The 458-nt window shown below is 42.6% G+C and carries 1 pseudogene; it reads right to left on the bottom strand.

Annotated elements, in window-relative coordinates:
* A pseudogene (locus HC175_RS18485) lies at positions 1-393 on the bottom strand (hypothetical protein); the annotation flags it as partial.
* Between the last annotated feature and the right edge of the window lie 65 nt (positions 394-458).

Raw genomic sequence — 458 nt, 5'->3', positions numbered from 1 at the left:
CAGGGAGGTCGTGATCACTACTTCTCCGCCGGTAGTGCTGCGATATTCTTCGGTCACTCGTGGAGATACGGGCGGGATTTCATTACAGAAATAGGAACTGCTCACTTCCCCGTCAAAAACGCGATAAATTAGCTGGTTTGTTTCATTGATGGGAATGGTGATCTGTCCTTCTTCCGTAGCAAAAAATCCTGTTTCGGGAGTGGCTCTGTTAAATCTAAAAGCTATCGCTTCATTCACACCGGTGTTGTTGATCTTGAACAGCACGTGAGTATCGTCATCTCCACATCGCTGCAGCTTCGGATCCTCAAAATTAAAATCGGTCACAATGATCTCCCCGTCGTCACACGAAAATAATATAGTGGAAGCAAATATCAGGCTCAGGACTTTTCTCATAAGGAGGGTTTTCAGCAAAATTAAGGGTAATATATAATTTAAGAGAGACTTCATTAAATTATTTT

It is taken from the genome of Salinimicrobium oceani (assembly GCF_012037645.1).
Note: the sequence above shows the minus strand (reverse complement) of the source record. Positions and strands in the feature narration are given on the sequence as shown.